General features: G+C 33.6%; 19 protein-coding genes and 1 pseudogene. 10 read left to right on the top strand and 10 right to left on the bottom strand.

Annotation, left to right across the window (positions count from 1 at the left end; genetic code table 11):
• Positions 1 to 78: 78 nt before the first annotated feature.
• The 8 genes from AC3WTI_RS19210 to AC3WTI_RS19175 all read right to left on the bottom strand — a co-directional run bounded on the left by AC3WTI_RS19210 (position 79) and on the right by AC3WTI_RS19175 (position 9,413).
• Complete coding sequence (locus tag AC3WTI_RS19210) at positions 79 to 1,134, bottom strand: GGDEF domain-containing protein (RefSeq protein WP_098904133.1); 1,056 nt, start codon at positions 1,132 to 1,134, stop codon at positions 79 to 81.
• 150 nt (positions 1,135 to 1,284) lie between these two features.
• The gene (locus AC3WTI_RS19205) at positions 1,285 to 1,488 is read right to left on the bottom strand and encodes a YbdD/YjiX family protein (protein WP_016085393.1); all 204 of its coding nucleotides are present in this window, start codon (positions 1,486 to 1,488) and stop codon (positions 1,285 to 1,287) included.
• Positions 1,481 to 3,556: a carbon starvation protein CstA gene (cstA, locus tag AC3WTI_RS19200; protein ID WP_087959113.1), complete on the bottom strand. Its 2,076-nt coding sequence runs from the start codon at positions 3,554 to 3,556 to the stop codon at positions 1,481 to 1,483. Before cstA ends, AC3WTI_RS19205 begins: the two co-directional genes overlap by 8 nt.
• Positions 3,557 to 3,677: 121 nt before the next feature.
• Positions 3,678 to 4,394 carry a LytR/AlgR family response regulator transcription factor gene (locus AC3WTI_RS19195; protein ID WP_087959112.1) on the bottom strand — a complete coding sequence of 239 codons (717 nt, stop codon included), beginning with the start codon at positions 4,392 to 4,394 and terminating at the stop codon, positions 3,678 to 3,680.
• A 202-nt stretch (positions 4,395 to 4,596) separates the two neighbouring features.
• The gene (locus tag AC3WTI_RS19190) at positions 4,597 to 5,796 is read right to left on the bottom strand and encodes an MFS transporter (RefSeq protein WP_087959111.1); all 1,200 of its coding nucleotides are present in this window, start codon (positions 5,794 to 5,796) and stop codon (positions 4,597 to 4,599) included.
• A 281-nt stretch (positions 5,797 to 6,077) separates the two neighbouring features.
• Entirely contained in the window at positions 6,078 to 6,818 is a 741-nt protein-coding gene (locus AC3WTI_RS19185) for a WecB/TagA/CpsF family glycosyltransferase (protein WP_087959110.1), read from the bottom strand.
• A gap of 15 nt (positions 6,819 to 6,833) precedes the next feature.
• Positions 6,834 to 7,934, bottom strand: a complete 1,101-nt coding sequence (locus AC3WTI_RS19180) for a glycosyltransferase family 4 protein (RefSeq protein WP_087959109.1) — start codon at positions 7,932 to 7,934, stop codon at positions 6,834 to 6,836.
• Positions 7,935 to 8,012: 78 nt separating this feature from the next.
• The gene (locus AC3WTI_RS19175; RefSeq protein WP_087959108.1) at positions 8,013 to 9,413 is read right to left on the bottom strand and encodes an O-antigen ligase family protein; all 1,401 of its coding nucleotides are present in this window, start codon (positions 9,411 to 9,413) and stop codon (positions 8,013 to 8,015) included.
• Between the two features lie 271 nt (positions 9,414 to 9,684).
• Here AC3WTI_RS19175 and AC3WTI_RS19170 point away from each other — a divergent pair, with 271 nt between their 5' ends.
• From AC3WTI_RS19170 to AC3WTI_RS19160, 3 genes and pseudogenes are all read left to right on the top strand, one after another.
• Positions 9,685 to 10,317, top strand: a complete 633-nt coding sequence (locus AC3WTI_RS19170) for a trimeric intracellular cation channel family protein (RefSeq protein WP_087959107.1) — start codon at positions 9,685 to 9,687, stop codon at positions 10,315 to 10,317.
• Between the two features lie 130 nt (positions 10,318 to 10,447).
• A pseudogene (locus AC3WTI_RS19165) lies at positions 10,448 to 10,945 on the top strand (protoglobin family protein); the annotation flags it as partial.
• Positions 10,946 to 11,008: 63 nt separating this feature from the next.
• Positions 11,009 to 11,749, top strand: a complete 741-nt coding sequence (locus AC3WTI_RS19160) for a methyl-accepting chemotaxis protein (RefSeq protein WP_373408319.1) — start codon at positions 11,009 to 11,011, stop codon at positions 11,747 to 11,749.
• A gap of 89 nt (positions 11,750 to 11,838) precedes the next feature.
• On the opposite strand, the gene AC3WTI_RS19155 is transcribed toward AC3WTI_RS19160, so the two are convergent.
• Positions 11,839 to 13,152 (bottom strand): ArnT family glycosyltransferase, encoded by a 1,314-nt coding sequence (locus tag AC3WTI_RS19155; protein ID WP_097841594.1) that lies wholly within the window; start codon positions 13,150 to 13,152, stop codon positions 11,839 to 11,841.
• A gap of 313 nt (positions 13,153 to 13,465) precedes the next feature.
• Here AC3WTI_RS19155 and AC3WTI_RS19150 point away from each other — a divergent pair, with 313 nt between their 5' ends.
• The 5 genes from AC3WTI_RS19150 (at position 13,466) to AC3WTI_RS19130 (ending at position 19,967) form a co-directional block, all read left to right on the top strand.
• On the top strand, positions 13,466 to 13,978 hold the full coding sequence (locus AC3WTI_RS19150) for an acyl-CoA thioesterase (protein ID WP_000412132.1): 513 nt from the start codon (positions 13,466 to 13,468) through the stop codon (positions 13,976 to 13,978).
• Positions 13,979 to 14,363: 385 nt separating this feature from the next.
• A complete protein-coding gene (locus AC3WTI_RS19145) occupies positions 14,364 to 15,818 on the top strand; it encodes an oligosaccharide flippase family protein (protein ID WP_097841593.1) in 1,455 nt (484 codons plus the stop codon).
• A gap of 28 nt (positions 15,819 to 15,846) precedes the next feature.
• Complete coding sequence (locus AC3WTI_RS19140) at positions 15,847 to 16,668, top strand: glycosyltransferase family 2 protein (protein WP_097841592.1); 822 nt, start codon at positions 15,847 to 15,849, stop codon at positions 16,666 to 16,668.
• Positions 16,669 to 16,864: 196 nt separating this feature from the next.
• Positions 16,865 to 18,418 (top strand): ABC-F family ATP-binding cassette domain-containing protein, encoded by a 1,554-nt coding sequence (locus AC3WTI_RS19135; RefSeq protein ID WP_087959103.1) that lies wholly within the window; start codon positions 16,865 to 16,867, stop codon positions 18,416 to 18,418.
• A 91-nt stretch (positions 18,419 to 18,509) separates the two neighbouring features.
• On the top strand, positions 18,510 to 19,967 hold the full coding sequence (locus tag AC3WTI_RS19130) for an ArnT family glycosyltransferase (RefSeq protein WP_142305894.1): 1,458 nt from the start codon (positions 18,510 to 18,512) through the stop codon (positions 19,965 to 19,967).
• Between the two features lie 59 nt (positions 19,968 to 20,026).
• Here the strand turns inward: AC3WTI_RS19130 and AC3WTI_RS19125 are convergent, their stop codons facing one another.
• On the bottom strand, positions 20,027 to 21,466 hold the full coding sequence (locus tag AC3WTI_RS19125; protein ID WP_087959102.1) for a glycosyltransferase family protein: 1,440 nt from the start codon (positions 21,464 to 21,466) through the stop codon (positions 20,027 to 20,029).
• A 302-nt stretch (positions 21,467 to 21,768) separates the two neighbouring features.
• Between AC3WTI_RS19125 and AC3WTI_RS19120 the strand changes: the two genes are divergently transcribed.
• Positions 21,769 to 22,152: a GtrA family protein gene (locus AC3WTI_RS19120; protein WP_087959101.1), complete on the top strand. Its 384-nt coding sequence runs from the start codon at positions 21,769 to 21,771 to the stop codon at positions 22,150 to 22,152.
• A 27-nt stretch (positions 22,153 to 22,179) separates the two neighbouring features.
• The gene (locus tag AC3WTI_RS19115; RefSeq protein ID WP_087959100.1) at positions 22,180 to 23,151 is read left to right on the top strand and encodes a glycosyltransferase family 2 protein; all 972 of its coding nucleotides are present in this window, start codon (positions 22,180 to 22,182) and stop codon (positions 23,149 to 23,151) included.
• Positions 23,152 to 23,174: the final 23 nt, after the last annotated feature.

The following is a 23,174-nucleotide window of genomic DNA, read 5'->3' as shown; positions in this document are numbered from 1 at the left end:
TATAAATGAAAACACCCACAGAGTGTGTATTTTCTCTCTGTGGGTGTTTTTTTACAAACTCTTCTGGTCATCCTATCTTTAAGATGCAGAACTAACCTGATTTCTACCATTTCTTTTGGAGTAATATAATGCATCATCAGCAGCTTGAATAAATTGCTCTGGTGATTCTTCATAAACTGAAATACCTACTGAAACTGTAATTTTTATGTTTGTTCCATTCAACAATTGGAATGAATGGTTTTCAACAGCTGTACGTACTTGTTCTCCCATATGCATTCCATAAGCTAATCCCTTTTTCGGTATCAAGAGCGCGAACTCCTCTCCGCCCTTTCGAAATGCCAAATCTGGAAACGTTGAAATTTCTCTTAAAATACAACCTATTTGTTTTAACACTTTGTCTCCTGCAGGATGACCATACGTATCATTTACAGATTTAAAGTGATCAATATCTATAAGTAGTAAACAAAGTGAATCATTTTTCATACGCTTATTACCAATATGACGATTCATCTCTAAATCAAACTGTCTTACGTTTCCTAAACCTGTCAATGCATCTATCGTTGCATATTGCTTCATCGTTTGAAACAACTCATTGGATTGCAATACATAATTTGCACTTATAAATGTGATATATGCTGCAACACTACTACAAACTAAATATAGTGCTACTATAGACATATCCTTAAATAAAATAGAAAGTGGTACCGCTAAAATAAATAAACTATATACATTAAACCAGATCCACTTTGTAAATATAGAAGCTTTCATCCGCCAAATGAAAGTAATCCCAACACCTATCAATATAATAGTATAACAAGCCAATTCAGAGGCTAAAGAATACTCGGTTAAAAATAACCGTGTAATCAAAATAATAATAACTGTTATACTACTAGCTATCGGACCTCCGATTATAATTGCCAAAATAACCGCTAAATAACGTAGATCCAACATAATATTTTCAATATGTACACCAAAATACATCAACAGTACACTTAATATTCCAGTAAGAATACCTACTACACATTTCTGCCAAAAAGAGAATCCTTCTTTTAACGGTTTATCTCTTAAAATTTGACCTCCAACAAAAATAAAGGAAAGAATAATTGTTGTATTTACAAATAAGTCCCTTAACATAAAATAATCTCCCTACTTTTCTATCTATCCCTTTCCTTATTTTATTGTATACGAGATACCTATAATTCCCAAAGTTTTTTATTTATTTTTTGCTGTTCCACGTGAAACAGCAAAAAATAAATAAAAAAGGGCGAAAATTCGCCCTTTTTATTAACAACAACGTGATATCTTTCCACCCTTTGCATTAAATCTAGCTTCTTGCGCTTCTGCAAAAAACTGTTTTTGACATACAACTTCTTCTTCTGGATGATGCTTTTTCATATGCTCTACATATGTTTCATAGCTTGGTACCCCAACAAGTAAACTAATAAAGTGTTTTCTTTGCCCCCATACTTGCCGCAATTTTTTAAGCATAGTTCCTCGACTCACTTTCATCTCTAGGTATATATGGTGCCTCTTTTAGCGGCATTGGCTTATTTCTTAACACTTGAATCCAAATTCGAATTGCAGAAATTAATACAGCAATTACAACAATCATAAAAATCCCGCAAAGCGCTGCATCAATATAATCATTAAAAATAATTTGTTTCATTTGAGCGACATTTTTAGCTGGTGCTAACACTTTTCCTTCATCTAATGCCCCTTGAAATACCTTTGCATGAGATAGAAATCCTATTTTAGGATTTTCATGAAATAGCTTTTGATAACCCGCCGTCATCGTTACAATAAGCAATCCGACAGTCGGAATAAGCGTCACCCAAACATATGCCTTTTTCCCCATTTTGAACAAAATTGTCGTTCCAAGTAACAAGGCAATACCTGCTAACATTTGGTTTGCAATACCGAAAAGTGGCCATAATGTATTAATTCCACCAAGCGGATCAACTACCCCTTGGTATAAGAAATAGCCCCATCCTAATACGCATAACGTTGTAGCTATTACATTCGCTAATGTAGAATCCGTTTTTCCAAATGGCTTATATACATGCCCTAAAATATCTTGAATCATAAATCGGCCTACACGCGTTCCAGCATCAATTGTTGTTAAAATGAATAGTGCTTCAAAGAGGATTGCAAAATGATACCAAAAGGCCATCATAGCCGTTCCACCTATTACTTGTGAGAAAATATATGCCATACCTATAGCTAACGTTGGCGCACCACCTGTACGTGATAAAATCGTTTGCTCTCCAACATTCACAGCAAGATCTTTTAATTCATTTGGTGTAATAGCAAATCCCCATGAAGAAATAACTTGAGCTGCTTGAGAGACATCCGTACCGATAAGTGCTGCGGGACTATTAATTGCAAAATAGGTGCCTGGTGTTAATACACAAGCTGCAATCATCGCCATTGCCGCTACAAATGATTCCATTAACATTGCTCCATAACCAATTGGCTGTGCGTGCCCCTCTTGTTCAATCATTTTTGGCGTCGTACCTGATGAAACGAGAGCATGGAATCCAGACACCGCACCACAAGCAATTGTAATAAATAAGAACGGGAATAAGTTTCCGGAGAATACTGGACCAGTTCCATCAATAAATTTCGAAACTGCTGGCATTTGTAAATCTGGCGCTACAATTAAAATACCGATCGCTAACCCTACAATTGTTCCGACTTTTAAAAATGTGCTTAAGTAGTCACGCGGTGCTAAAAGCATCCAAACCGGCAATGCTGATGCGATAAATCCATATACAATAAGCATAATAGCAATCGTTTCGCCACTAAACGTAAACATACTTGCAAGCGTTGGATGTTCTGCTACATACTGTCCTCCGATAAGAGACAATATAAGTAGAATAATTCCAATTGCTGATCCTTCACCAACCCGTCCAGGCCTAATGTAGCGCATATACACTCCCATTAAAATAGCGATAGGAATTGTTGCTGCTATTGTAAACATTCCCCAAGGGCTTCCGACAAGCGCCTTTACTACTACTAATGCTAATACCGCTAATAAAATAATCATAATACCTAAAATACCTATCATTGCAATAAGCCCTGTAACAGGACCGATTTCATCTTTAATCATTTCTCCTAAAGATTTACCATTTCGTCTCATCGAAGCAAATAAAATTACAAAATCTTGCACAGCTCCAGCGACAACTACACCAACAATAATCCATATTGTCCCTGGTAAATATCCCATTTGTGCCGCCAAAATCGGTCCTACTAAAGGGCCTGCTCCAGCAATTGCTGCAAAATGGTGGCCAAATAATACCCACTTATTTGTCGGAACATAATCTTTTCCATCGTTTAATGTATGGGCTGGCGTTTGCCGATTATTATCTAAACCGAATACCTTTCTCGCTATAAATCTACTATAAAAGCGATAAGCAACTGCATACACACATACCGCAGCTACTAAGAGCCACACGGCATTAATAGTTTCACCTTGTGATAAAGCTATTACACCAAAAGCACCTGCTCCCACTGCCGCAATAACTCCCCAAAGTAAAATCGACTTCAATGTTTTCACATACAATCCCCCCAATACTATTTCTTAGTGGGATTGTACTAAATTTTCTGAATATTTAATTTGAATCCTCCCTATCATGAAGGATTTTTAGTTTATCATGTTAAAAATTTCGCATTATCTGCTACAATTCAATTTTATTTCGGAGTTTTTTCACATAATTACGACTAACTGGAATTGGTTGCTCATCATATTTATCTAAATACAAATTATATGTTCCATTATAATAAGGTTTTAGTTCTTGTACATATGACATATTAATTAAATAGCTTTTATGCACGCGTAAAAAATCATATGCATTTAGCTTATTTTCCAGTTCCTGAAGTGTATATGTTGAAATATACTGATTATTTGTTGTATAAATTGAAACCGTTTTGTTTTCCTTATTTTTGCTTACATATACAATATCTTCAGGGAAAATATACCGAATTCCCTCTTGACCTTCTATCGGTAGTTTTCGTAAATGACTCTTTGCTTTCTCGCTTTGTTCTTTTCCCATTCTATATAAAAGGAATTGCAAATCTTCTTCGCGAAAAGGGCGTAGTAAGTAATAAAATGCTTGAAAACGAAATGCCGTAATGGACTCTTCGATATCTTCACCCATAAAAATAAATTTCGTATAACAATTTACTTCACGTAATAAACCTGCATATTCAAAACCTGTTCCATCTAGCAGTTTCGAATTTAAAAAAACAAAATCCGGCGTATGCTTTTTCATGATAAGTAATGATTCTGTCCCCGTATTTGCTTCAAAACATTCTACATTCCTTATATTTTCAGTGAATTTTTCAGCTAAATTTCTTCGCTCTTCTGCTTCTTCCATGATTAGTAAAATTTTCATTTCTTCAACCACCTAATTCTTTTGTCCGTATGTCCTGTTGTATACATTCGCTTTTATAAGGAACATTCCCTTTTTCTTACTATACCATTATTTATCTAAAAAAACAGAAAAAAGGAAACCTTCACGGTTCCCCCTGCCCTTTTATTCCGCTATTGGTAAGAACCGATAGCGGAATAAATCCTTCACTCATTAAAGTCTCATCTTATACTAATTCTCTTTGTTTCGTTTCTTGTCCAAGTAGAATTACAGCAAATACGCCAATTAAAATTGATCCACAGAAAATCGTAAATATTAGTGATAGTGAAGCCTGTGAAGCAACCAAATATCCTACTAATAATGGCCCAAGAATACCTCCAATACGGCCAAATGCTGCTGCCATCCCTGCACCTGTACCACGAATAACTGTCGGATACTGTTCAGGTGTATAAGCATACAATGCACCCCAAGCACCTAAATTAAAGAAGGATAGTAACATGCCTGCTACGATTAATACCGTTAATGACTCTGCCACTCCAAACAAGTAAGCACTACACGCTGTACCAATTAAATACGTAACTAAAACAAACTTACGGCCAAGACGTTCAATAAACCAAGCAGCTGTGAAATACCCTGGTAATTGAGCTAATGTCATAATAAGTACGTATTGGAAACTTTTTATTAAACTAAATCCTTTTAATACCATTACACTAGGTAACCATAGGAACATTCCATAATAGGAAAAGACAACAGAAAACCATAGAATCCATAACATAATTGTTGCCTTACGGTATTCCCCAGACCAAACTGATTTTATATTTTCGATAACGGACGGTCTTTTTTCAACCTTTTGGAATCTCGGAGAATCCGGTAAATTCCATCTTAAATATAAAGCATATAGTGCCGGAACTGCACTCAATATCATCGCAACTTCCCAACCATATTTCGGAATAACAAAATACGAGATAAGAGCTGCAATTAGCCATCCACCTGCCCAAAAACTTTCTAATAGCACAACTATTTTTCCACGTTCATGCGCTTCAACGCTCTCTGATACTAATGTAGAAGCAACCGGAAGCTCTCCGCCAAGCCCCATACCAATTAAAAATCGTAACACAAGGAACATCGCAAGTGTTGTCGTTAAAGCAGTCAAACCACTACCGATAGAAAATAGTAATAATGTAATAATAAAGACTGATTTCCGTCCTATTTTATCTGATAGTATTCCAAAAACGAGCGCTCCGACTGCCATACCAATTGAATTAATACTGCCTATCCAGCCCATTTCTTGCGTACTTAATCCCCAATCTTTTTGCAATGCTACCATTACGAATGAAAGCATTCCAACATCCATTGCATCAAATAGCCATCCAAGCCCGGCTATACCAAGTAGCTTTCGCTTCGAAATTTCTTTCACCTTACCCACATGAAGTCCTCCTTACACAGCTGTCTTTACACATAATTTTACATGTGTGAATTGTATAAGTAAAATACTTTCGTGTAAAAAATTCTCCTTCATCATGCCCGAAAAGTAAAATACTTATCCCACTACCTTAGGGTAGTAAGATTCCTACCTCAAAATTCAGCTAGAGCAAAGAAGTTAGGTTGAAAATCAACTCCAATTAACGAGGGGTAACAATTAATGGTGAATGAACAAAGCCTCACTTTATAAAAAATGGCTAAATAAAAAAAAGTAGCGATAGGACGCTACTTTTTCGAACGCATGACTTCTTTTAAAAATTCCGCCAATACTAACTGACGACGCCAACGCGTTGGATTACTACACAATCTATAAAACCACTCTAAGTTAATCGCTTGAATCCATTTCGGTGCACGTTTCACCTCTCCAGCCCATACGTCTAAACTTCCGCCCACTCCAACAGCCATCTTCGTTTCTAAACGATGCTTATTAGTTTGGATAAAGTTCTCTTGTCTTGGGAAACCAAGCGCGACAAGTAATAGATCTGGTTTTGCTTCTTGAATACGAGAAACGATACTCTCTTCTTCTTCTTGTTTAAAGTACCCATCTTGTGTACCAACAATAGATACAGCTGAATAAGTCTTCGTTAAATGATCTGCTGCAGCTTGTACAACATGTGGTTTTGCACCAAGTAAGAAAACAGATACTGGTTTATTCTCTTCTGATAGCTTCGCAAATAAATTACACATTAAATCAAAACCTGCTACACGTTCCTTTATAGGTGTACCTAACATACCACTTGCTTTTACAACTCCAATACCATCAGGTGTAATTAAATCTGTATTTAATAATGTTTTATGGAATGCTTCATCCTTTTTTGCACACATAACAATTTCAGGATTTGCTGTTACTACCTGAAAAGTATGCGTTCGCTCCAATTCTAGTTGACCCTTCAAATATTGGATTGTTTCATCCATTGTCATTGTAGAAAAAGGAACACCTAGAATATCAACCGTTTTTACTTCCATGATTAACTATCCTCTCTATTTCAGTAAAAGTTTTTTATATGCATTATAAGTATCTTCATACAAATTCTTTAGCGAGAAATGAGTAGATGCGTGAGTATATAAACGATTTCCCATCGCCTCTAATTCACCATTCAACCATTTTTCGTAAGCATTTTCTAACGCTTTTGCTAACGAATCTGCATCACCAATCGGTACAATCCATCCATACGTATCATCAACTATTAACTTTTTCATATCGCCTACATTTGTTGCAATAGATGTTAAACGTTGATTAGCTGCTTCTAATAAAACGAGAGGGAAACTTTCGCTATAAGAGGTTAGCAAATTAATGTGTGCAGATGCATATAATTCTTTTGAATCTGTACGAAAACCTAGAAACATCACTTTATCCTCTACGCCCTTTTGTTTCGCCATCTCTTTTAATTCTGCTTCTATAGGCCCGTCACCAAGTAAGAGCACTTTTATTTTTGGAATTTTAATTTTTTGCAACGCTTCAAATAAAATATCATGACCTTTAACAGGATGAAGACGCGCTACTTGAATGGCTGTAAATACTCCTTCACCGATGTCAAATTCACTCTTATCATAAGGTTTTACTGGCGTATTATCATACTCAATCCCATTATAAACCGTACAAATCTTCTCTTCTGGTACACCTAGTTTTATTATATTTCTCTTAAAGTTCTCCGTAATTGCAAAGAACAAATCTACCTTCCTGAAAGAACGTAAATTTAACTTCGTAAATACCCATCCTTTTAATCCCCTCTTCATAAAATCCAAAGTTGGATCACTGTGGACAGTCATTATCCATTTCGCTTTTATACCTTTTTTCAAGAGGGAGAGATAGAAATTTGCTCGTGCGCCATGTGTATGCACAATGTCAAATTGATTTTCATTAATAAATGCTTTTATTTTTGAAAGAATTGATAGGTCGTACCGAGATGATTGAGTAAAAACATGCACTTGAATACCAAGGTTTCTCGCCTCTCTAGCAATCGCACCTTCTTCAAATACCATTAATTCCACTTCTTCCTTTGAAAACTGAGATAAAAGTGAAATAATATGTGTTTTCCCCCCACCTTCTTCTGCACCAGCATTCATATGCAACACTTTCATTTCTTACATCCCCCATTTTTTTCTTTTTATTTACTATAACAAAATAAAAGCTAACATATGCTAGCTTTTATTTTTCTATCATTCAATTTCCAAGTCAACTATTAAATATGCCATAATTACCACTAAGTAGAAACTCACACCAGGGGCAATTAATATATGACCAGCCATGAATGAAATACCTAATCCGAGAAATAACGCTGCAATCACCATTGCATATTTCACGGTGAATATTTCTTTAAATTTAGTAAATACACATACAATAAATTTAATACCGAAGTATAAGAATGGAATTACAAGTAAAATGAACCCTATGATTCCGAAAGAATAGAACCAATCGTGGAAGTCACGTTCAATTAATTTCGGCTGTTCTTTATAGTTACCAGCATAACCCATTCCTAATAATTTTTGAGACATTGGGGCTTCATTATAGAAATCTTTATACATTTGCTCAAATAATTGACGCCCACTAAAAATAAGAGCTTGCGTTTCTTCTTTCTTCTCCGCTACTTTTTCTTTTGCCTTTTCTTTCTCTTTTTCTTGCTCTGTCACAGGAGGTTTATGTTCTTTAGCTTCCTCCTTCTTTTTCTCTTCCTTTTTCGCACTCTGTTCTTGTTCAATTAATTGGAAATGGAATCCCATATTTTTCATAAATGGTGAAAAAGGTGTATATGCCAATATGCCTACAAATACAGTCATTGCAAGAAAACCATTTAATAAATAGGCATGTTTCTTTCCATCTTTACGTTGTGTAAATGCCTGAATAAAGCACATAACAACTGCGATAGCCATTGATCCAAAGATTGCTCCTACGCCAACCTTTGTCCCAATTGCAAATAGTGAATAAACAACTAAAATTGAAGGAATCCAATAGTACGCTTTACCTATACTTTTTGTTTTTTCAATTGAGTACAAAATAACAATTGGACACATGATAGCTAAAATAGATCCTAGCTCGTTACCTGCATAAAACCAACCGCGTGATCCTAACTTTACCCATTCATAACTATTATAATCTGTGCCAGTAGTAATCGAAGCTACCATTACTACGCCTATAATTAGCGATGCATACGTAATATAGTTACGCATTTTCGAATGGCTTTTTTCTTTTAAAGACTTAAATACAAACACATAACAAGTAAGCATAACAAACGGATATAAAGCTTTTGCTATAAACTTAATTTCTTCTGTAAGTACCATAGGGTTTTTTGTAAATTTGTTATTTACCAATCCGATAGTGAAGACTATTCCTACTAAGATTATATACAATATATATTTTATATTTCCTTGTTTCTTCGTTTGAATTAAAATATATATCCCGCCTAAGAACATAACGAATAAGCGTGTAATAACTCCAATGGTCGTATCAATTTTTAAAACCATGATACAGAACGCTGTAAGCAAATCTAAAATCGGTTGCAACAAAATAAAGATTAGTAGAAAATTTTCAAATTTATTACTTTTACTATTTTCGCTTAACATCTAGGACCTCCATAACTATTACCTAATTTCAATCTATACAGTTAATATTTTTTTCTTATCTCAAATATTTATTATAACATATATTTTTTAATTAAACGTCTCACATTTCTCTCTAACCTTACCCTTATAGAAAAAGCATATTTGCATTTTCAAGCGCTTTCTTTCCTCATTTTTTCTTTTTTTCTACATGTAACGAAAATGCATTGTTATTTACATAACTTTAGTGTATATTTTTTCTCTGGAACATCTTTAGGAGGAAGGGATTACAGCAATGTTATTAATCGACATATTTACGTTTCTTGGCATTATCGCCGCTGCTATTTCCGGTACATTAGTTGGTTTAAAAAAAGATTTAGATTTATTCGGTGTCCTTTGTTTAGCTGTAGCTACTGCGCTCGGCGGCGGTATTATTCGTGATATTATGATCGGTAACCTGCCTCCCGTCGCATTTGTTAAACCCATTTACTTTTTCGTAAGCGTATTATCAGCATTATTTACTTGTATGTTTTTTGAACGTATCAATAAACTGCAAGTCGTTATTATGCTTTCTGATGCTGTTGGCTTAGGTGTTTTTACAGCTATTGGTGCAAATGCGGCAATGTCACATCATGTTGACGCCTCATTTTTAGTTGTTTCAATGGGAGTCATTACAGGTATTGGAGGCGGTATTTTGCGTGACATTTGCGCTCAAGATATCCCCTACGTATTCCGAAAAGAAATTTACGCAATCGCTTCTATTTTAGGGGCAATTAGTTTCCTAGTCACATATTCAATGGGGGCACACGTATTAGCTTTCTATGTTTGTTTACTAGTAACATTCATTATTCGTGTTGTCACTGTCATATATAATGTACATTTCCCTGTTTTCTTTAAAACACATGCTAAAATCAATAAGGGTCATTAAGAGAATTCTACCTGGAATTCTCTTAATTTATATACTATTCTACACACTAATATAGAGTAATTATATATAAATATATATAATTATATTAGAACTAAAAAATGAAAACGCTTTACAAACAGGGGGAAGAACGATGCTTGGGGTTTTTAAAAAACATACCAATAAAACAAATACTAGTATAATGGAATTAAGTAAGGATCAAAAAATTACTTTTAACGTGCCTACTAATTCTGAACTGAAAATTCAAATGGATATGCTACATATTTCAAAAGAAGATTTACAAATTGTAAAGGTACTACAGCCCTTTATTTATGAAGAAATTGATTGGATTACAGAAAAATTCTATGCCAATATTACAAAACAGCCTAATTTAATTACGGTTATTGAGCGTTACAGCTCTATTCCCAAATTAAAGCAAACTTTAAAAACACATATAAAAGAATTATTTAGCGGAGATATGCATGAAGACTTTATTGAACAACGTGTTCGAATTGCCAAAAGACATGTACAAATTGGGTTACATAGAAAATGGTATACTGCCGCTTATCAAGAATTATTCCGCTCTATCATGAAGATTTTACAAACAAAAATTAAAACAATTGACGATTTTTCTTATTCTATAAACGTAATAAATAAATTATTCGCCCTTGAACAAGAGCTTGTTCTTGCGGCTTATGAATCTGAATACGAAAGAATGCAAAAGGAACATGAAAAAGAAAAAGAAATAACAGCTATGACAATTACACATATTGCAACAGAACTAGCATCTGTATCTGAGAAAACGAGCGCTTCTATTCAACAGTTAACCGCTAAATCTGAAACGATTGTAGGAATTGCCAAAACAGGTACATCATTAGCTACAACATCAGAAGAAAAAGCGAATAAAGGTAAAGAGCAATTAAATGAGCAAAATAAACGAATGGAATACATTCAAGCGAACATGGAAACGATTATTACAGATACTCATGAACTTCTTGATATTTCTAACAAAATTAACGAAATTATAGATATTGTAAAATCCATTGCAGAGCAAACAAATTTACTCGCACTAAATGCTGCCATTGAATCTGCACGAGCTGGGGAATTTGGCAAAGGCTTTTCCGTTGTAGCTGGAGAAATTCGAAAGTTGTCAGAGCAAACGAAAGAATCTATATTCAACGTTACAAAGCTCGTCGAAAAAACAAATGAACAAATTATTCGTGTCTCTTCTTCAGTGAAACAAATTAGCTCCCTCGTATCTGAAGGAACGGATAGCATGTCTGCAACAGATCAATACTTCCAAGAAATTGTAAAGGATATGTCTAACTCGAAAGAACAGAATAAAAAAATTGAAAATGCGTTAGAAACTATTTCACAAGTAATGAAAGGAATTCAGGAAGATTCCTCACAAATGGCTCTAACAGCTGATAGTTTACAACTAGAATTAAACCGATAGAGTGAAGCTTATGTCAGTAGAGATTCTTCATCTCTGCTGACTCTCAGTCCTCATCTTCCATGAAAAAAAGAATCCAAACTGGATTCTTTTTATTTTCTGAAGAATATTTTTTGACAGTACACATAACTCATATAAACACCAAAGCTTTGCAAAATAAACAAGGCTGGCACGATAAGATTGTAGTATGCCATATTTACTTGGAAGAGTCTTAACAATACATATCCGCTAATTAACAACAAGAGCAACATATACCCTTCGTTTTGTTGTTTCTTAATAAGAAAATGTAATAAAGCTATCGCCATAAACAATGTTACCGCTATGTATATAAGTTTTTCACATTTAAATAGAACGGAATGTATTCCCTCGCCTGAGAATTGATTTATTACTGGCTTTAAAAGTGTAAATCTTTCTTCTTCAATTTCTTTTAGCTTTTGATCAATGTGCTCTGTTACGCTTTGATTCTTAATTATTTTTTCCTCATTTTTACCTTTTCCAATTAAAACAGATTGAACATACGTCTCATTTGAAATTGTATATTGTGCCATTCCCATTGTCTGAATTCCATAACTCACACCAAAATGAGCACTATAAAATAGAATAAGTATCCCTATCATCTTTAATAATACTTTTTGCTTCATTGTTGATTGAAAGAGTTCAATTAACAACACATATATAGCAATAAAAATAGGAAGAAATAACCCCATTGGGAGGATCATATTACTACATGCAAATAAAATTGCTGAAAGCACCCACATGTAAGGATGATCTAAACCTTTATATAAAAGTATGTAACAAGCCAAATAAAATGAAAATATTGCAAGAGATTCTGCTGTTAATAAGGAGCTCATAAATATATTTGGTATATATAAAGCGTAAAACACAGACGCAATACGGCCGCATTCTTCACCAAAAATCATTGCTGCAATACGATAAATGAAAAATGCAGTTCCTGTGCAAAATAAAATATTAAACAACTGCAATGCAAATACTGTATCGCCAAATACACGAATAATAATTGATTCATAAATAATAAAAGGTAATTGCGCTACATTCTCTACGCTATTACCAATCGCAATCTGCTTTGCAGACTCAAACATCGCTTCCATATCACCGATTATCGGGACATCTACAAATAAAACCATACTAAGTCTCACAACAATAGATGCACTAATAAGAAAAATAAGAAATTGTTTATCTGTAAAACGATACTGTAAAATCGATGCCACTAACAGCATGAGAATAACAAAAATAACTAATACGATTGTTACACTTGTTGTACTGCCTCCAAAAAATTGTTTGCTTGTTTCAAACGCAGACCAACAACTATAAACAAAAAATGCGAGCATCGCACCAATCATTATTTTACTGAAAAAAGACGAAAAATTTGTTTGTATATGATTCATATGTCCATTGCACCTCTATTTTCATTCATAACAAAACGATTCTATCATGAATAGGCACACAGCTGATAGGGAATTTCTATGACAAATACAGGGTCTTAATTTTTTCACTTGCAATGTAAGCGAATCCTCTTTTACACTACATTTTATATAGTGATAAATTTTCTTTCAGTTACATGAATACAAATACAGAAGTTTTGCTAACCCTCTTCTGGAATTCTTTACTTCATTAAATATCTATAGATTTTTAATTTTTTTGTACTCCACTTACAATACATGTCATTCTGATTGAAAACAGAAAATAGGGGCTGACCATATGGAAAAGAAATTCATGCGAGAATCCAAAGCAATTAAAACAACACGTGTTTTTCCAAATGATTTAAATAATCATCAAACACTTTTCGGAGGGAAATTATTAGCAGAAATTGATAGTATCGCTTCTATTGCAGCTGCAAGACATAGCCGTAAACATTGCGTAACGGCGTCTATCGATTCTGTTGACTTTTTAACTCCAATTCACCAAGCAGATTCTGTTTGTTACGAAGCATTCGTATGTTATACAGGAAAATCTTCAATGGAAGTGTTCGTAAAAGTAATTGCAGAGAATTTATTAGCAGGGGAACGTAGAATAGCTGCAACATGTTTCATCACATTCGTTGCATTAAAAGATGGAAAACCTTCTTCTGTTCCACAAGTACTACCCGAAACGGAAGAAGAACATTGGCTACACACAACCGGTGCTGAACGTGCAGAAAGTAGAAAAAAAGGGCGTGTAAAAAGCAAAGAAATGGCTGAAGTTCTAACTTTAAGTAAACCTTGGAGTTTGTAGACCTTCACCACTAAGACATCTTCTGAGCGAATAACTATCATGTATTCGCTCTTTTTTTATATACAACTTCCCACCTTCATACAACCATTACTCCTTTTCACACACACTATGTAATATTTTTATACATACCCGTTTGCTATTAACTTTTTCTAATTCATAAAATCTCATTTATAATACGGTTCTATCCCATCAATAGTTGCTTTACAAAGTTTATGTAGGGTACACTTATACGGGTGGTTAACAAAACAATTTAAGGATTTGTAAATCGTGTAGAAAACACCTTACACTTCATAATATTGAAAGAATTAACTGTGGTTAAAAACCTTACTATGACATAGCAAATATTTTTAATGAAAATGGATTATTTTAATGGAAAGGTGAAATTATGCAGAAATCAATTGCTTCAAATATTTTTTATAAAATACTGCTCAACACGTTTAATATTATACTTCCAATTTTAGTTGGTCCTTACGCATATCGAACGTTAGGAGCAACTTCAATCGGAACCGTTAACCTTGCTGAAACTTTTTTCAATTACTTCTTCGTGTTCGCCGTATTTGGTGTATATCAATATGGTTTACGTGAAATTAGCTTAATTAAAAACGATAAAAAGAAAGTTTCTAAGTTATTTACAAGTCTCTATGTAATTAACTTCACAACTAGTATTTTAGCTTTATCAGCCTTTGTGCTCTTTAGTTATATTGGATTCGGACATGAAAGTCTATTTCCTGTTCTTCTTATTTTCGGTTTTAACTTTATATCTAATATGTTTTATGTGGAATGGTTCAATGAAGCATATGAAAATTATGACTTCATCACTAAAAAAACAGTTATCGTTCGATTAATCTATGTCGTACTTCTTTTCTCTTTGATTCATGGGGTCGATGATTACAAAACATATGCTGGTTTATTGGTATTATCAACATTTTTAAACCACTCTATTAGCTTTATATATGTGAAACGCCAAGTGAAATTTGATTTTTCCGACTTAACGATTATTCCTCATTTAAAACCGTTACTATTAGTATTGATTTTTTCAAATGCTAATATTTTATATACTCAATTAGATCGTCTTGTTTTAGGAGTATATGTTGGAAAAGAAGAAGTTGCATATTACGTAATGGCTTTTCAAATTATGATGATTATTAATACACTTATGTTAAGTGTTGTACAAGTAACCGTTCCAAGACTGTCTTACTTATCAGGGAACGCATCTGAAATGGAATACGAATCATTATTAAACAAAATTTCAAAAGTATATTTCATTACCCTATTCCCTGCTGCAATCGGTTTAATGCTCATTGCTCATGGAGCTGTTGTCATTTACGGTGGACAAGATTTTGCTGCGGCTGGTAATACATTAATTGTTTTCGCCTTCTATATGATTACAGTTGGTATTGAATCCATTTTATCGAATCAAATTATTTATGTGAAAAAGAAAGAAAACATTTTAGTGCGATTTTTATTCATTTGCGGATTTATCAACTTGGCATCTAATATTGCACTCATATTCTTCCATGTACTTACACCAACAACCGCAATTTTCACAACAACAATTGCGAATTGTTTCTTAATCACATTTGAATATATTTATGTGAAAAAGAAACTAAAAGTAAATTATACGTTATTCGATATACAAAAACTTAAATATCTATTTTATTCATTAACATTTATACCGATAGCATTCGTTATTGATATGATCGTATCTGGACAAATACTACAAGTTATCCTAGTAATAATAACGTGTGGATTAACGTATGCCCTTATCCTCTTTATAACAAAGGATGAAATTCTCTTTTCACTACTTGAAAAGATACTAGCACGATTCAAAAAGGCTTAAACGCAATCTCTAAAAGGAGCTGTTAAACTTGAAATTTTCTTTAATCATGGCTACTTGTGGCAGACGTGATGATATTCTTGAATTACTAAAATCACTTGAACAACAAACTTACAAAAACTTTGAACTTATCGTAGTAGACCAAAATGATACGCCAATCTCTGATTTATTTGATGAATATAAAGATAAATTTTCTATTAATTACATTTATACACCTATTAAAGGACTATCAAGAGCTCGCAATGCGGGCTTAAAAGTAGCAGATGGCGATTTTATCGCTTTTCCAGATGATGATTGTATTTATGAAACAAATGTTTTAGAGAGTATATTAGAAACTTTCAACTCTAATAAAGATGTTCATTTCATCTCAACAAATACGACAAATGTTGAAGGAACTGGTTCTTTAATACACGCACCGGATACAGACATTATTTTAAATAATAAGTATGGATTCATGGGACCTTCTTTCACACTATTCTTCACAAAGCAATTTGTGCAAGATGTAGGTACATTTGATGAAGACTTAGGTGTTGGTTCTGGAACGATTTATGGAGCTGGTGAAGAAACGGACTTTGTACTACGCGGTATGAAACAAAACTATACTGGTTTATTTAGAAAAGATTTGTTCGTATACCATCCTGTAAAAGAGGAAATTATTAATGAACAATCATTAAAACGTGCGATTTCTTATGCTGGTGGTTTTGGTCGGGTTATTCGCTTACACTATGGATTCCCTTATTTCTTGCGTGCTGTTGCTGCTGCAACATTCCGTATGACACAAAATATTTCTAATGATAAGCGCAAATTCCACGCAAATCGCTTACGCGGAATTGTTCGTGGGTATTTAAAATAAAAAATAAGGTGTAACCACTTATATGAAATGGTTACACCTTATTTTTTATTTCTCTCGCATCACAGCAACCCGTCATCCTGTTGTAATCACATACCCTACTATTCAATTACATTATATATTTTGGAAATGATAGCATTCTATCCAAGAATTTAGTATCATGATTCAAGACACTATTTAGAAATGAACGGAGGACATTATGAGCTTATTAACTGTTGAAAAATTAGGCCATACATTTGGTGATCGCACATTATTTAAAGATGTATCCATGCGCTTACTTGCAGGAGAACACGTTGGATTAGTCGGAGCAAACGGTGTTGGTAAATCAACATTTATGAATATAATTACGGGTCAGCTTATCCATGACGAAGGTCGCGTTGAATGGACACCTGGTACAAATTACGGTTACTTAGACCAGCATACTATTTTAACACCTGGCCGCACGATTCGTGATGTATTAGCAGATGCGTTTTTACCTTTATTTGAAAAAGAAAAAGCTTTAAATGAAGTTACAGAAAAAATGGGAACTGCTACACCGGAAGAATTAGAGGAACTTCTTGAGCAAATGGCAGAAATTCAAGATGCTCTTGAAGCAGGTGGCTTCTATTTATTAGATATTAAAATTGAAGAAGCAGCGCGTGGTCTTGGGATTGACGCAATCGGGCTAGATCGTGATGTTGCTGCATTAAGTGGTGGACAACGTACAAAAGTATTACTTGCAAAGTTACTACTTGAACAGCCAGAAGTACTACTATTAGATGAGCCTACCAACTACTTAGACGTTGAACATATTCATTGGTTAACAAATTATTTAAAAGAATATCCACATGCATTCCTATTAATTTCCCATGATACGGAATTTATGAATAAATGTGTCGATGTTATTTTCCATCTAGAATTCACAAAAATGACGCGTTATACAGCGACATATGAAAAATTCTTAGAGCTAGCAGAAATCAATAAAAATCAACATATCAACGCCTATGAAAAGCAAAGAGAATTTATTAAAAAACAAGAAGACTTTATCGCAAAAAATAAAGCTCGTTACTCAACAACAGGCCGTGCAAAGAGTCGTCAAAAACAACTTGATCGCATGGAGCGTATCGATCGCCCTGAAACAGCTATTAAGCCAGAGTTCTCCTTTAAAGAAAGTCGTGCAAGTAGTCGCTTTGTCTTCGAAGGGGAAAATGTAGAGATCGGATATACACATCCGTTATTACCAAAATTAACAATGACAATTGAACGTGGTGAAAAAATTGCAATTGTTGGATGTAACGGTGTCGGTAAATCAACACTGTTGAAAACAATTTTAGGTAAGATTAAACCATTAAGCGGAAAAACAAGTCTTGGCGACTTCTTAAACCCATCATACTTCGAGCAGGAAGTAAAAGCTGATAATATAACACCAATTGATGATGTTTGGAATACATTCCCTAGCTTAGACCAACATCAAATCCGTGCAATGTTAGCAAAATGCGGTTTAAAAAATGAACATATCTCTCGTCCACTAAACCAATTAAGTGGTGGCGAACAAGCAAAAGTTCGTTTATGTAAACTAATGGGTGAAGAAAGTAACTGGTTACTCTTTGATGAGCCAACAAATCACCTTGATGTTACAGCAAAAGAAGAGCTGAAAAAGGCGATGAAAGCATATAAAGGAACAATTCTTCTTGTATGCCACGAACCTGAGTTTTATGAAGATTGGGTAACAAAAACTTGGGATGTAGAGAAATGGGCCCAAGAAAATTCTTAATTCCCTAACAACATCCCTTTACACTAATATTTAACGTGTAAAGGGATTTCGTTTTAAAATAACCATGCAATTTGATAAGGAGTTTTTAGTAATGCAACGCACATTCCCCCTAAAACTTAATACGTTTTTTGTAAAGTGCTTATTAGTACTTTGTCTAATTATTTCTGCTGCTATAACGTGGCAATCAATAGGCATAATTCAAGAAAAAACCGACACACATTCCTTTATTATTATCTCGATTATTATTCTAATAGGCCTTCTATTTTTGCTTATTGGCTATATTTCTAATAAGTATATGTCTACATTTATATTTACCGTTTCACTTGTTATTTTAGCTTTTTCTGTTCGATTAATTTGGGTTCTCAACGTTCCAACTCCTATCGAATCAGATTTTTCAGTGATGTACAATAGTGCTATTCAAGCTACTAAAGGCGATTTTAGTTTTGCACAAGATGACTATTATACTTCATGGGTTTATCAACTTGGCTTTACAATGTATCAAGCACTCATTATTAAGTTATTCGGTGAAGGACCTTTCCTTCTAAAACTTTTAAATATAATGTATTGCACAGGAACAACATGGCTAGTTTACAAAATAACTTCATATGTTTTTAATGAATGGGCTGGAAGAATGGCAGGATTGCTATATGCATTATATATCCCTAGCATTGTATTGAGCTCATTACTAACGAATCAACATATTGCCACATTTCTATTTTATCTTGGATTTTACTTATTAATTACAAAAGGCCTAACGCATAAATATATGTGGATTTTTATAGGGATCTGCCTAGCCTTAGGAGATATTATGCGTCCACTTGGCGCTTTAGTTTTGATTGCAGTAGCTCTTTATGTCTTTTTACAAGGTATATTAGGAAAATCAAAACAGGATATTTTAACTTCTATAAAAAAATTGTCTGGGATTTTCATCATTTTTTACCTTGTTCATTACATTATAAGTTCTTCATTTATATCTGCCGGCATTACCCAATATCCACTATCTAACAGGGATCCTCTCTGGAAATTCACAGTAGGACTTAATCACGAAACAAGAGGTGGATATTCTTCAGCAGATGTAGACTATGTTATGTCCTTTAAACTTGGAAAAGAACGAGAAGCCGTTGAGAAGGAATTAATTCAAGAACGACTAGCTGATCCACAAAAGGTTTTATCTTTATTTGGTGATAAATTCACAACTATGTGGGCAGATTATGATTCCGCTCCAGTATGGAGTCTGGCAACACTAAGTAACACAGACAATGATATGATTACCTTACAAGAAGACCTTAAGACATACGATAAATATATATATATTACAACTATGTTATTTGGTACGTTAGCAACTTTTTATCTCGTATTAACTAAGCAAAATAACACACATTACACACTATTTTTATTATTAATAATTGGTTATATAACGATTCACTTCTTAATTGAATATCAAACAAGATATCGATACTTTATCATCCCTAGCTTTACAATCATTCAAAGTTCTGGACTATATGTAGTTTATCGTCTCCTTCCTAAAAGAAAGGCCACAAAAATATAAAATAAGGCTAAATAAAAAAGGCGTAAGCTCGGTGCAATACCGAGCTTACGCCTTTTTATTTATATTCTTTTTTTATTGTAAATATGTTTAATACCAAAGGCAGCTAAAAAGATCATAGGTATTGTAGCCGAATAATGATATCTCGGTGCTACTTCTACTATCATTTGTGCCATTGTTAGCCCAATCACATATAAACAAATAATTAAAAGTGAAGATTTATTTTTATTTTTTATAGCTACTAACGCTCCGAACAGTGAAGTAACTAGTAAAAAGTAATAGAAAACATTAGAAATTATAGTATAGCGTACTTTATGGTCCATAATTGGATCTGCATATTTAACAGCTTGATCGTCATTTCCTAAGAAGATAATAAATTTATCATACATTAGTTTCCCGAAATCTATATCATCGTTTTTAATTCTCTTTTTCGCTTCTTCAAGCATTTGCTTTTGAACGTCCTGAGCACTCCATCCTGGTTGACCACTATAATGATATAGTAATGCGGAATCTCCTGGATTCCATGTTCCTGAGGCTCCCTTATTAAATCCTACATGGATATTGTATCCTGGTACTGTTGCTATCTCTTCACCTAAACGTAATGTTACATAATGATTTGCCGCCGAAGACATCATTAAGTATCCAATAATGATAACCCCTACATATGCCACCTTATTAATAAGTAGCTTTTTATTCCCGATATGCTTTGTATCTATAATAAACATCCATATCGCTAAGGCTATAATTGGCACTGCTGCAATTGGTCTTGCCATATTTATTAATACAAGTAATGCAGCTAGTAGAATTGAATACATAAGGACCTTTGCAATCGTTATATTTTCAATTTTATCATAAACAATTATCATAATTGCCCAAGCTAATAATAGTATTGTACAATACAACGGTTCTGAAAGTGCAAACATGTTATACATCGTTTGTGATGGCAAGAGAATCCATAAAACACTTGCTGTTATCGCTGTTCTCACTCCACCAATTCTTCTAGCTATAAAATATATTAATCCCATCGAAATCGTAGTTAAAACAACATTAATAATTGGTGGAATCATAAAGTTTGCCCCAAATATTTTTAGGAAGATACTTAAGAATGAAGCATAACCAAAAATATGTGGAAATAGTGCAACATATCTATCATGAATAACAAAGTTATCACCTAATGCTTTGGCAGTATTAAAAAAGGCTTCATAATCACCAATCGGATCAATCTTATATGTAACAATCCATGCAGTTTTCACTGCTAAACAAATAATTAGCAGTACAAAAATACATATTTTTTCATTTATTCTTTCAAGATATAGCGATCCACTGCTAAGTATAAAGTTTCCAATTGTACATAATAATAAAACTCCAACTAATATCATTACATAATTATATTTTTGAGTATCGGAAAAATAATCAAAAATTAATATTGCAACGAAAAAGCTATAAATGCCGAATATGGCACGTGTAGAAAAAGTTGAAAACAATCCAGAAAAACGTTCCAAAAAAACTCACTCCTTAACATATTTATACGGGAAAACATTATATTTCCTAAAAAAATTACACTACCAGCTACTATACATTAATATTACCATGATTTCCATGTTTGCTTTTATATTTCCAAGTATACCAATTTAAAATGAACATTTTTATTATGGAGAAATTTATTTGATCACTTGAAATGATATCCACTCAAAATATATAACATCTTATTATAAACTATGATATAATTGATAGTTGTTATGTAGGAGAACCTTTCTATATTTCCTGTTTTATTTATATATTTTATAAAGTTGAGGATACTATTATGGAGAAACTCTTAAAGTTTGGTTTAGTAGGAATCTTTAATACGCTCATTACAATTATTAGTTTTTGGATATTATTAAAATTCGGGATGAACTACCTGATTGCGAATACCATTGCCTATTTAATTGGTGTTGCCAATAGCTACTATTGGAACAAGAATTGGGTGTTTAAACCTAATAATAAAAGCACGTCAATGTTCTTTAAATTTCTAACTGTAAATTTAATTGTATTAGCTTTTAATACATTATGTTTATTTATATTAGTAGATAAACTTACCTTTAATACATTAATTGCACAAATCTTCGCAATTGGTGTCGGAATGGTTATAAATTTTGTCCTTAATAAAATTTGGACATTCAACCAAACTGAAAAAGCTACTAATTAAACTTATTAAAACTACGGAGGATACAACATGCAAAAATTAATTTCGGTTGTAGTTCCTATGTACTTCGAGGAAGAAGTAGCTCAGGAATGTTATAACCGTTTAAAGTCCGTTATGCTTCAAAACAACATTAATTACGAGTTTGTCTTTGTAAACGACGGTAGCACAGACCGTACAATGGAAATCTTATCTGAGATTGCAGCAAATGATTACCGTACAAAAATCGTTAATTTCGCACGTAACTTTGGACACCAAGTAGCCGTTACAGCTGGTATTGCTGCTGCAAAAGGTGACGCTATTGTAATTATAGATGCAGACTTACAAGATCCACCGGAAGTTATTCCTGAACTTATTGCAAAATGGGAAGAAGGATATGAAGTTGTTTATGCAAAACGTAAACAACGTAAAGGTGAAACTTGGTTTAAACTTTTAACAGCTAAATATTTCTATAAATTCTTAAACTACATGTCTGATATCGATATCCCAAAAGATACTGGTGATTTCCGAATCATCGATCGTAAAATAGCTGATGTTTTCAATCAAATGACTGAGCGCAATCGCTTCATCCGCGGGATGATGTCTTGGGTTGGCTTCCGTCAAACGTATGTTGAATATGAACGCGATGAGCGCTTTGCTGGCGAAACAAAATACCCATTAAAGAAAATGATTAAATTTGCATCTGATGGCATTATTGCATTTTCAACAAAACCGTTACGTATCGTTATGACTTTAGGCTTATTATCTGTTCTTATTTCAATAATTGTTTTACTATATACAATCACTGTGAAAATTATTGGCACTGGCACGCAAACAGGTTGGGCATCTATTATGGTCGCTATTACATTCTTTAGCGGTATTCAGTTGCTTGGTCTTGGAATCGTTGGCCAATATATTGCTCGTATTTATGACGAAAGTAAGAACCGTCCGATTTATATCGTAAAAGAGACAATCAATATTGAGCAAGAAGAGACTACACAAACAAAAGAAAAAGTGAATGCATAATAAAAAAGGTAACAATGAAAACT

The organism is Bacillus sp. EB106-02-03-XG38 (assembly GCF_058792175.1).
The sequence above is the reverse complement of the archived record's forward strand: the minus strand, read 5'-3'. Positions and strand labels throughout refer to the sequence as shown.

Coding starts and splice junctions, on each gene's coding strand:
- AC3WTI_RS19210 (WP_098904133.1), bottom strand. CDS start 1,134: ATGTTAAGGGACTTATTTGTAAATACAACAATTATTCTTTCCTTTATT.
- AC3WTI_RS19205 (WP_016085393.1), bottom strand. CDS start 1,488: ATGCTTAAAAAATTGCGGCAAGTATGGGGGCAAAGAAAACACTTTATT.
- AC3WTI_RS19195 (WP_087959112.1), bottom strand. CDS start 4,394: ATGAAAATTTTACTAATCATGGAAGAAGCAGAAGAGCGAAGAAATTTA.
- AC3WTI_RS19185 (WP_087959110.1), bottom strand. CDS start 6,818: ATGGAAGTAAAAACGGTTGATATTCTAGGTGTTCCTTTTTCTACAATG.
- AC3WTI_RS19180 (WP_087959109.1), bottom strand. CDS start 7,934: ATGAAAGTGTTGCATATGAATGCTGGTGCAGAAGAAGGTGGGGGGAAA.
- AC3WTI_RS19175 (WP_087959108.1), bottom strand. CDS start 9,413: ATGTTAAGCGAAAATAGTAAAAGTAATAAATTTGAAAATTTTCTACTA.
- AC3WTI_RS19170 (WP_087959107.1), top strand. CDS start 9,685: ATGTTATTAATCGACATATTTACGTTTCTTGGCATTATCGCCGCTGCT.
- AC3WTI_RS19160 (WP_373408319.1), top strand. CDS start 11,009: ATGCAAAAGGAACATGAAAAAGAAAAAGAAATAACAGCTATGACAATT.
- AC3WTI_RS19155 (WP_097841594.1), bottom strand. CDS start 13,152: ATGAATCATATACAAACAAATTTTTCGTCTTTTTTCAGTAAAATAATG.
- AC3WTI_RS19150 (WP_000412132.1), top strand. CDS start 13,466: ATGGAAAAGAAATTCATGCGAGAATCCAAAGCAATTAAAACAACACGT.
- AC3WTI_RS19145 (WP_097841593.1), top strand. CDS start 14,364: ATGCAGAAATCAATTGCTTCAAATATTTTTTATAAAATACTGCTCAAC.
- AC3WTI_RS19135 (WP_087959103.1), top strand. CDS start 16,865: ATGAGCTTATTAACTGTTGAAAAATTAGGCCATACATTTGGTGATCGC.
- AC3WTI_RS19130 (WP_142305894.1), top strand. CDS start 18,510: ATGCAACGCACATTCCCCCTAAAACTTAATACGTTTTTTGTAAAGTGC.
- AC3WTI_RS19120 (WP_087959101.1), top strand. CDS start 21,769: ATGGAGAAACTCTTAAAGTTTGGTTTAGTAGGAATCTTTAATACGCTC.
- AC3WTI_RS19115 (WP_087959100.1), top strand. CDS start 22,180: ATGCAAAAATTAATTTCGGTTGTAGTTCCTATGTACTTCGAGGAAGAA.